Source organism: Corynebacterium sp. (assembly GCF_052107835.1).
In the GTDB taxonomy this organism is placed as follows: domain Bacteria; phylum Actinomycetota; class Actinomycetes; order Mycobacteriales; family Mycobacteriaceae; genus Corynebacterium.
In genome coordinates, this window is sequence record NZ_JBQEDF010000100.1 from 1 (window position 1) to 3920 (window position 3920).

Below are 3920 nucleotides of genomic sequence, written 5' to 3' on the forward strand. Positions count from 1 at the left end.
TCAAGGAGCGCAAGCACCGCATCGAGGACGCCGTGCGTAACGCCAAGGCTGCCGCGGACGAGGGCATCGTCGCCGGCGGTGGCGCAGCTCTGCTGCACGTCGCCAGTGTCCTGGACGACAACCTCGGTCTGGAGGGCGACGAGGCCACCGGTGTGCAGATCGTGCGCGCCGCCCTGTCCTCCCCGCTGAAGCAGATCGCCCACAACGCCGGCCTGGAGCCGGGCGTGGTCATCGACAAGGTCGAGGGCCTGGATGCCGGACACGGCCTCAACGCCGCCACCGGTGACTACGTGGACCTGCTCGAGGCCGGTATCTCCGACCCGGTGAAGGTGACCCGCTCTGCCCTGCAGAACGCCGCCTCCATCGCCAGCCTCTTCCTGACCACCGAGGCTGTCGTCGCCGACAAGCCGGAGCCCGAGGCTCCTGCCGCCGGTGGCGACGAGATGGCAGGCATGGGCGGGATGGGCGGCTTCTGATCGCCTGATCGACCGCTCTGCCGATCCTCTCGCGCAGGCTAACTGGACCCCGCCACCAGCGACGTTGCTGGTGGTGGGGTTCTTTCATGTCTGCCGGGGGTAACGGGTGGGGGTATCCGTGTTCGGGTTAATGTTCCTGCTCCCCTTGCGCCGCGGAATTCCGCTGATAACGTTTGGTGCCGAGAGCTCCCCTCCGTGGGGGGTTACGACACCGAGCATTCCGCCGTCCCTCCGGACGGTGGTACCTGACACAAGGGAGAACATCATGGACCTCACTGCTATCACCGAGCTCTTCGAGAACCTGACCACCTTCTTCGGCGGTTTCGCTGACGTCTTCGGCGGCCTCGGCGACATCCTCGAAAGCGGTGCTGAGCTGTCCTCCTAGGAGGCAGTGATCCCCGCCGGTGTGGCGGGGAGGTGACCCTGGAGACAGGGACGCTGAGGAAAGCCCGGCTCCGGCCGGGCTTTCTGCATTCCTGGACCCGCGTGGATGCTTCGCAGTGCGTGGGCGACCCGGGGAGGGGGAGTTTCACACTGTCAACGATTTTCATTAAGCTTCTTCGGTCCATTGACCTGCACGTATCACATCGTGGGAAAGTTGAAGGGTGTGAAAGTGCGCCGACAGCAGGGAAAACGGCTGCGTAGGGTGCCTGTGCTTGTACGGGGCGGGCACGGGAGGTGACGGCGGACCTTCCGTTGTGCTGCCGCAGCGTGACCAGCAGGTGAAGGTTTCGCGTCCGGGGGTGGTGCCGGTCGTGTCCCCATGAAGGAGCACGTCGGCTCAACTACAGTGAAGTGCATGGAAAACGAGGAGTTCCACATCGTCGACCTGGCCGCGACAGAGGGCTACATCGTCGACGACTCGGACGAGGACGATCCCGTCCTGATCACGCCGGACGGCCACCGGGTCGACACCTGGCGTGAGAACTACCCCTACTCCGAGCGGGTGGGTCGTGAGGATTACGAGACGACCAAACGCTCCCTCCAGATCGAACTGCTGAAGTGGCAGAACTGGACAAAGGAGACCGGGCAGAAGCACATCATCCTGTTCGAGGGGCGGGACGCCGCAGGCAAGGGTGGCACCATCAAGCGGTTCAATGAACACCTCAACCCGCGTGGTGCACGCACCGTTGCACTGGAGAAGCCCAGCCCGCGGGAGTCGACCTCCTGGTACTTCCAGCGCTACGTCGAGAATTTCCCGTGTGCCGGGGAGATCGTGTTCTTCGACCGTTCCTGGTACAACCGGTCCGGCGTGGAGCGGGTCATGGGGTTCTGCACCGACGACCAGCACGCCGAGTTCCTGCGTGAGGTCCCGATGCTGGAGAACATGATCATGGGCTCCGGGATCAGCCTGACCAAGCTGTGGTTCTCGGTGACGCAGAAGGAGCAGCGGACCCGGTTCGCGATCCGGCAGGTCGATCCCGTGCGGCAGTGGAAACTGTCGCCTATGGACCTGGCCTCCCTGGACAAGTGGGACGACTACACCCGCGCCAAGGAGGAGCAGTTCCGGTACACGGACACCAATGAGTCGCCGTGGATCACCATCAAGTCGAACGACAAGAAGCGGGCACGGCTCAACGCAATGCGGTACGTGCTCAGCAAGTTCGACTACACCGACAAGGACTACGACGTGGTGGGCCAGCCGGACCCGAAGATCGTGAAGCGCGGACGCGACCAGATCGGGGACTGACCGCCGTCAGTCATCCTCGTTGTCGGTGCCGTCCCCGTCCTCCTCGGCGGCGATGATGGACTTCGCCAGTTTCTTCAGGTGCTTGAGTTGCTTGGAGGTGGATTCGTCGAGTGCCTTATCCTCGGCGTCCTGGACAATGGGGCACAGTGCCGCCTGCGACTTGACCCCCTTCTTCGTCGCCGAGATGATCTGCCGGCGACGGTCCTTCGCGTCCTTCTCCCGCTTGGCCAGACCACGCTTCTCCAGTGCGTCGACCAGCCGGACCATGTCGGAGCGGTCGACGCCGATGATCTCGCCGAGCTCGGCCTGGCTGGCGGCGTCCCCGTTCACCAGGTAGGTCAGGACCCAGTACTCCCGCAGGTTGAACCCCTCTGAGGTCAGTGCGGTCTCGACGAACGTCCGGGTGCGCCGGCGGAGCCGTTCGAGCTGGAAGGACGGCGACTCCAGGAGTCCGTGGGGCAGGTGGGGGGATTCGGCCATGCCTACAGCCTATCGTCTCACGGGTGGGGACGACGAACTATGGGGGAAACCCGCTATCGTGGTGAGCCCTCGGTGCCGATGATGGGCAGGCCGGCGTCCCGCCAGCCGATGGTGCCGTTGGCCACGTTGATGGCGTCGATGCCGTTCAACTCCAGCCACTGGCACGCCTTCGCGGTGCGGCCGCCGGACAGGCAGATCAGGTAGATGTCCCGGTCGAAATCGAACTCGCCGTAGCGGGCCTGGAGTTCGGACAGGGGGAGGTTGGTAGCTCCTTCGGCGTGCCACTGGTCGTACTCGTCCGGCTCGCGGATGTCGATGAGCTGGGCGCCGTCGGGAACCTCGGTCGGCTTCACTGTTTCGAAATCACTCATGGTGCCCGAGTGTACGCAGCGGGAGGCAGTGCGTCCTGAACACCGTCGGTTGTAGCTGGTGAGTTCAACCTTGGTTATGTCTGTGAATATGTAGAAATATGCGGGAACGGATGACATGGCAGGTGGAGGGGTGCATGGTGGACGCAATGCCCGGCCTGCTGCACACATGCGGCAGTTCCGCCGGGCGCTCCGAAAGACCGCCAACCCATCGCCAAGACACCGACAGGACCATTCTCCAGATGGATTTCCCCTCGCACTCCCCGAACCCCTCCCGTGCCAACCGTGGACGCCACCGCGCAGCGTCCACCAGCCGTCCGCTCCGGAGGGCGGCGGTCACCGTCGCCTCGGCCGCTGTCCTCGCGGGCGGCCTCGCCGGCACCGGAAGCGCTGCGGCAGCCCCGGCGCTGCCCGACCTCCCGGCCACGAAGGACCTCCTCAACGACAACCGGACGATCGTCGACCATGAACTGGTGCGCACGCCCGCCACCCATGCCGTGCTGGCCCGCGACGCGAGCGCCCCGATCGTGGTGCTCGGCGCGCGCCTGCAGGAGGACTGCGCCCCGCCCGGCATCCTCGACGACCGCCTGAACGGTGCGGCGACCCTGGCGAACATCCACCGCGCGAACCCGATCGTGGTTACCGGCGGCGTGACCCAGCCGGACTGCCCGTCCGAGGGTCAGGCGATGGAGACCGGGCTTCGCGCACGCGGTGTGACGAACCCGGTCATCGTGGAGGACAAGGCGGGGAGCACGGTGGAGAATGCCGCGAACACCTCCGAGTTCATCGACGGCAACGGCGGCGCCGCGGTCATCGTGACGTCCGACCCGCACTACATCCGGGCGCTGGACAACTACCGCTCCGAGGGCGTCGAGGCCGTGGCCTACGTGGAGGGTGAGGGCTAGG

6 protein-coding genes are annotated in these 3920 nt (G+C 65.5%); 4 read left to right on the forward strand and 2 right to left on the reverse strand.

Annotated features, from left to right (window positions below):
* The 3 genes from ACTIL2_RS15185 to ppk2 form a co-directional block, all read left to right on the forward strand.
* Positions 1-476: TCP-1/cpn60 chaperonin family protein (locus ACTIL2_RS15185; protein ID WP_442338315.1), on the forward strand; the 476-nt coding region annotated here is incomplete at its 5' end.
* A 265-nt stretch (positions 477-741) separates the two neighbouring features.
* The gene (locus tag ACTIL2_RS15190; RefSeq protein WP_442338316.1) at positions 742-861 is read left to right on the forward strand and encodes a PorACj family cell wall channel-forming small protein; all 120 of its coding nucleotides are present in this window, start codon (positions 742-744) and stop codon (positions 859-861) included.
* Between the two features lie 414 nt (positions 862-1275).
* Positions 1276-2166 carry a polyphosphate kinase 2 gene (ppk2, locus tag ACTIL2_RS15195; protein WP_442338317.1) on the forward strand — a complete coding sequence of 297 codons (891 nt, stop codon included), beginning with the start codon at positions 1276-1278 and terminating at the stop codon, positions 2164-2166.
* Positions 2167-2172: 6 nt separating this feature from the next.
* Here the strand turns inward: ppk2 and ACTIL2_RS15200 are convergent, their stop codons facing one another.
* Positions 2173-2646: a MarR family winged helix-turn-helix transcriptional regulator gene (locus ACTIL2_RS15200; protein WP_442338318.1), complete on the reverse strand. Its 474-nt coding sequence runs from the start codon at positions 2644-2646 to the stop codon at positions 2173-2175.
* 53 nt (positions 2647-2699) lie between these two features.
* The gene (locus tag ACTIL2_RS15205; protein WP_442338319.1) at positions 2700-3017 is read right to left on the reverse strand and encodes a rhodanese-like domain-containing protein; all 318 of its coding nucleotides are present in this window, start codon (positions 3015-3017) and stop codon (positions 2700-2702) included.
* A gap of 239 nt (positions 3018-3256) precedes the next feature.
* Here ACTIL2_RS15205 and ACTIL2_RS15210 point away from each other — a divergent pair, with 239 nt between their 5' ends.
* Positions 3257-3919 carry a YdcF family protein gene (locus ACTIL2_RS15210; protein WP_442338320.1) on the forward strand — a complete coding sequence of 221 codons (663 nt, stop codon included), beginning with the start codon at positions 3257-3259 and terminating at the stop codon, positions 3917-3919.
* Position 3920 lies beyond the last annotated feature (1 nt).